The 4,926-nt window shown below is 64.0% G+C and carries 4 protein-coding genes, 1 tRNA gene and 1 pseudogene; 1 reads left to right on the forward strand and 5 read right to left on the reverse strand.

Going from position 1 to position 4,926, the window contains the following annotated elements; translation table 11 throughout:
- Positions 1-1,126, reverse strand: a 1,126-nt coding sequence (locus ACFVXE_RS21780; protein WP_389673228.1) for a protein kinase, incomplete at its 3' end; no start/stop codon positions are given.
- Positions 1,127-1,727: 601 nt separating this feature from the next.
- Here ACFVXE_RS21780 and ACFVXE_RS21785 point away from each other — a divergent pair.
- A tRNA-OTHER gene (locus tag ACFVXE_RS21785) sits at positions 1,728-1,820 on the forward strand.
- A 134-nt stretch (positions 1,821-1,954) separates the two neighbouring features.
- Here the strand turns inward: ACFVXE_RS21785 and ACFVXE_RS21790 are convergent.
- The 4 genes and pseudogenes from ACFVXE_RS21790 to ACFVXE_RS21805 form a co-directional block, all read right to left on the reverse strand.
- The gene (locus ACFVXE_RS21790; protein ID WP_389673230.1) at positions 1,955-2,176 is read right to left on the reverse strand and encodes a hypothetical protein; all 222 of its coding nucleotides are present in this window, start codon (positions 2,174-2,176) and stop codon (positions 1,955-1,957) included.
- Between the two features lie 22 nt (positions 2,177-2,198).
- Positions 2,199-2,732 carry a hypothetical protein gene (locus ACFVXE_RS21795; RefSeq protein WP_389673232.1) on the reverse strand — a complete coding sequence of 178 codons (534 nt, stop codon included), beginning with the start codon at positions 2,730-2,732 and terminating at the stop codon, positions 2,199-2,201.
- A 304-nt stretch (positions 2,733-3,036) separates the two neighbouring features.
- Positions 3,037-3,636 (reverse strand): hypothetical protein, encoded by a 600-nt coding sequence (locus tag ACFVXE_RS21800; RefSeq protein WP_389673234.1) that lies wholly within the window; start codon positions 3,634-3,636, stop codon positions 3,037-3,039.
- A gap of 1,128 nt (positions 3,637-4,764) precedes the next feature.
- A pseudogene (locus ACFVXE_RS21805) lies at positions 4,765-4,926 on the reverse strand (IS5/IS1182 family transposase); the annotation flags it as partial.

Below are 4,926 nucleotides of genomic sequence, written 5' to 3' on the forward strand. Positions count from 1 at the left end.
GCCCCCGCTTCGCCTGAGCATCCCGAGCTGCCTTGGCAAGGATGAGGGAGGCCTCGCTCCGGGCTTCCGCGACGATCTCAGCGCACTCCGCTTCGGTCTGCTCTCTGAGGCGGGCGGGGATCTCCCCCGCACCCCTTCCGGCCGCGACGGGGTGGGCCCTGTCGTCGATCAAAGTGCGGTCGGGCCTGAAACCCTTCAGGATCTCTGTCTCGGCAATCGGATCGCTGAGGGCCAGATCCGCACCGATGCGTCCGAGGATCGTGCGCGCGAGAATGTCCGGCAGCCACCCGCGGTGGTGAAGTGCAATCGTCGCGGCCTCTGGCGAAACGGTCAGACGTGTAGTCAGGTCCGTCAGAAGGTCGTTCACTGAAGGCCGCTCGTCCGGCTCTTTCCGTAGACACCAGGAGAGAATGTCGCGGAGCTCTGGGGGGACCCGGTCCATGGCGGCTTCCTGGTGAACGATCCGGAACAGCAGTGAGTGCACGGCTCCGGAACCGAACGGCCCTTCGCCGGTCGCGGCGAAGACCATCATGGAACCCAGGGAGAATACGTCGCTGGCTGGGCCGACCGGCCCATCACCGGATATCTGCTCGGGCGACATGAAGGAGGGCGAACCCATGGTTGTGCCGGTCCGAGTGAGCGCGGAGGCATCGGATGCGCGGGCGATGCCGAAGTCGATGACACGGGGACCGTCGGACGCCAGGAGGACATTGGACGGTTTGAGGTCGCGGTGGACAAGCCCAGCTCCGTGAATGGCCTCCAGTGCTTCGACGACTCCTGCTCCGAAGCCGAGGACGGAGGCTGTGGGCAGAGCGCCGTGACAGGCCACGGCATCGTGCAGTGAAACGCCCGGTATGTAGGCGGTAGCAAGCCACGGGGGCGACCCCTGCGGATCGGCGTCCACCACCGGAGCGGTGAACACGCCGCTGACCCGGCGGGCGGCTTCCACTTCGCGGGCGAAACGACGCTGGAACTCCCGGTCTGATGCGAAATGTGGGTGGATCACCTTCACCGCGACAGCGCGACCACCGGGTGAGCGCCCCAGGTACACCCGGCCCATACCTCCGTCCCCCAACCGACCCACGATTCGATAAGGCCCGATCGACGTCGGATTGATGTCGCTCAAGGTCTCCCCCCCCGCCCCTAATTGCTCTCACCCCTGGTTGTCTGCGAGAGAGCCTAGACTTGTGCCCCCCCACTGCGCGTCAGTGCTTGGCTTTCTTCCAGTGGTTGGCGACACTCGCTGGCGCGCCTCGGTACTCGCACGCAGGGCACATTTGCCAGATCCCTTGGTCCTCTGCCTCCTCGACAACAGAGTTGCTGGAGTCGAAGCCGTGGTGCGCTAGCAGCCGGACAACGGAGTTCCCGTAGCGAGTGGCCAGGACAGCAGCTTCTGCGATCTTGTCGTGGCCTTGCCGGAAGTAGGCCCCTTGGCCTGTTGTCAGTCCGCATCCGCACCAGCACTTGCCAGTTGCAGCTGGCTGGTTCTGTCCGTTGGGGAGAGTCATGTCCCAAAACTAGGCAGTCTCCCCGCGGGGCGAAGCGGTGTTCGTGGAACTTGGGTGCTGGCTTCTGTTTCGTGCGATCGGCAGGGGACGCCGGTGCGCCGGAGACGCCGCTGACCCGCGACGTCCCCGCCGTCTCCCAGGTCCAGCGAGTGACAGGTGGTGCATCCGCCAATTCACTGGTCGACGGTGCGTGGGGCACTCGTGGGGCAGTGAGGCCAAGGCAGACGTAAAGAGGCACGTCACGACGTTTTTGTCGCGCGGACTGTAAATCTGCCGGCTCAGCCTACCCAGGTTCGAACCCTGGCGCCGCCACAGGACGGGAAACCCCCGCTGACCTGCTGACACAGCAGATCGGCGGGGGTTTCTGCGTGCTCCGGACGTGGCCCGGGGGAGGGGCTGGGGACCGCGCCGCGCGGGGCGGTGATCGTGGGATCGAGGGCGGGGGCTCATGCTGTCTCCCGGGGCCGGCAGGTGCGCTGGGACCAGTTCAGGACGCTGCGCAGAGTGGCGCGGCACTGGGATGCCGGGAGTCCGGCCGACTCACCTGCCCTCTGAAATGTCTCCTCCACCTCGTGGCGGGTGAGGTCGCCCCATCCGACGAAGCGGTCCACCTTGCGGGCACTCTCGAAGAGTTGCGCCTCACGGCCGCCCTCTGCAGTTCCTGCCACGAGGGCGGTTTCCCGGATGGAGTCAGCCGTCGAACCAGACGACCAGGCGGACTCCCTCGTCGCCGTGCAGGTCTGCCAGCGTACGCATGACCGACCAGACGGCACCCCATTCGCTGTCGGGCACGGCATGCTTCCGTTGTAGGCGGCCGATGCGGAAGAGCCGGTCGCCGTCCGGCCACTCGGTGTTCTCGGGATAGACGCTGCCTGCGCAGTAGAGCTGCCGGGCATCGGTGAGGCCGGAGAGTTCGGCAAAGCGGGTGAGGCTGGAGTTCCGCCCGTGCATCTTCCAGCCACCGTCAGAGCTTCGGCGGTACTCGTGAACACAGCCATCGACCTCGTTTGCGACCTCGTCCCAGTCGGCGGCTGCCAGCTCCGCCCAGGAGATCCAGGATTCGCCGTGCAGCTCATCACTCCAGGGCTCGAAGTCCCCGAAGGCAGCGTATTCGCGCCCGTTGTGGAGATGCGAGAGGTCGATGACCTGGGTCCATGCGCGATCGTCCTCGTCCAGCCAGCGATCCCAGCGGCACTCGATGAAGCCGTGAATGTCTGTCCCCATGCCCGGCATTGTTCTCCGTCGGCATGAGACGGGCGACGGCATTTCTGGCTCCTGGCCGGCCGAGCGTGCAGTCCCTCGGGCCATGCCTTCCCTCAGGCGCGCCCCGAGAGCACCTACCGGCGGAGGAACCGCAGCTCGGACGTACCAGGGGGAAGGGGGAGCCCGCTGTAAACATGAACCCCGGCGAAGCCCACCCAACGCAACAGTCGGGCCAGCGGTCTGCCCACACGCCCCACAAGCGAAGAAGAGCCCGTCAGCAAGCTGACGGGCTCCCGCGAAAAATCGAGGCTAACCTGCCATCAGGTCAGATCGTCGGTGTGTCATCGACGATCTCCTTGTGCGGTTCGACAATGAACCTCCAGCCATCGCTGGGCTCCAGGAACCGCACTCGGGTCGGGTAGATGTCCAGGGCACGGCGGTCGCGGTTTTGGCTGTTCGTGTTCTTCCGCCCCCGGGCCGGCTCCTCGTACAGGTCGACCTTGACGTCCGGCACCGCGACGGTCTCCTCGCTCCAGCGCTGAACGATCCCCGCGCCGAACGCGTCCCGTGCGGCGGAGTAGAGCGACTCCAGGGATTCCTTATTCCCGTCAGGCACGAAGAGGGCAAGGTTCAGGAGGACGCCGGCACTCTGGAGAACCTCGATTTCTTCCCCTGCCTTGTCGGCAATCCAGATCCCGCGCTCTTCGACATTGTCCGGGAGAACATGAATTTCCTTACCGAAGATCGTCCTCGCAGTGAAGGACCCTCCCTCGAAATTCTTACCCGGCCTCGTAAGGAAGGCCGGGGCGTAGCAGTCGAGAGGAAGACCATCCATCTCCGCCGAGACGAAGATTCCGTCCTGGAGGCCCAATTCCGAAACCTCTCCGACCGTAAGACGTCGAGCCGTGACCTTCTCGGTATTCACGCCATTCCCCTTTTTTTGTGGCGTCCTGTAAATTCATTAGGACTATACCATGAAAACGAACGGCCAATCCCTTTACGCACACCTTTGCCCTCGTGCCAGTACAGTCAACCCGCCGAGTAGTTTCTTCCGACAGAACAGCAGGAAAACCCTCTCGCATCGCCAGCGAAATATAGCCCCCACAGGGAAATACGGTGAGGTCCAAGAGGTGGCTCACCGTAAAAGCCCAAGTCCACTGCTGCAGGAGCGGCGTTGCCCTGAGCTGAGCGTTGCATATCAGCCACCGACCACAGTTCGGGGCTGCAGGTTCTGATCCCCGCACCAAGCGGTAACTCGTCGGAAGGTGCGGTAGGTTGGTGCGCCGCTCGGGGGCCGGTCGGTTGCCAGCGCAGCCTCAGGGTGGCGCCACCTCCAACTCTGATTCACCCCCTGAGCGGGGAGGAGAATTCATGCGCTTCCTGCGCACTCGCGTTGTGCCGGCCGCTGTGTCTCTCGGGGCGGGTTTGCTACTTGGCCTAGTGGGTCCCGTGGCTGGGAAATGGGATAATCCCGTTTGCGTCGCCGTGAGTACTGTTTTTTCTAGTGGTTGGCCGTGGGCTTGTTATGCATTCTTGGTGGGCTATTTCCGCCAATCCAAAATCGAGTCAGCGTTGCTGCCGTCTTTGGGGTTGGCTATCGGCGTAGTCGCATACTATCTTTTCAAGGAAATGAACCCCACCATTCCGGCTGGAATGGAACCTGCCGCCTCCGTTCCGGCCGGAATGGAATCTGGCGCCTCCAGCGAGGGGCATATTCTCGTGTGGGGAATAGTGGCTTTCGTTTTTGGTGCGCCTGTGGGAGTCGTGGGGAACGTAGCGCGAACGCCCGGAGTCGGTGGCCTTCTGTTCCGCCTGCTTGTTCCATTGATCGCCTTCTTCGAGGCCACTCAGCGCTTGAGCGCAGAGGCTGACTCGCGAGGGATTACGTTCTCCATGACCTGGAACGCGATTCGCGTTGCTGCAGTCATTTCCGCTGTCGCTCTCGTCGGGCACACAGTGTGGAGCTGGCGCGCTCGACGCAGCCGCCCCGAGGGGTGGGCGGAAGGTGGCGTGTCAGCAAAGCGTCGCTAACTAAGACCGACCGGCAAATGGATCACTTGAGGCGTCGGGTGGTGGGGCGGCCATCCCAGCGATAGCGGCTCGTCGAGCGTCGGATGAGGATGCGGAGCGTGACGAAAGCGGCGGCGAGGTAGAGGTAGAAGTCCACGGCGCTGCCGTCCTTCTCCGTGCAGCGCCGCAGCTTGCCGTAGCCGTT

This window comes from Streptomyces sp. NPDC058231 (assembly GCF_042882275.1).
GTDB lineage: Bacteria > Actinomycetota > Actinomycetes > Streptomycetales > Streptomycetaceae > Streptomyces.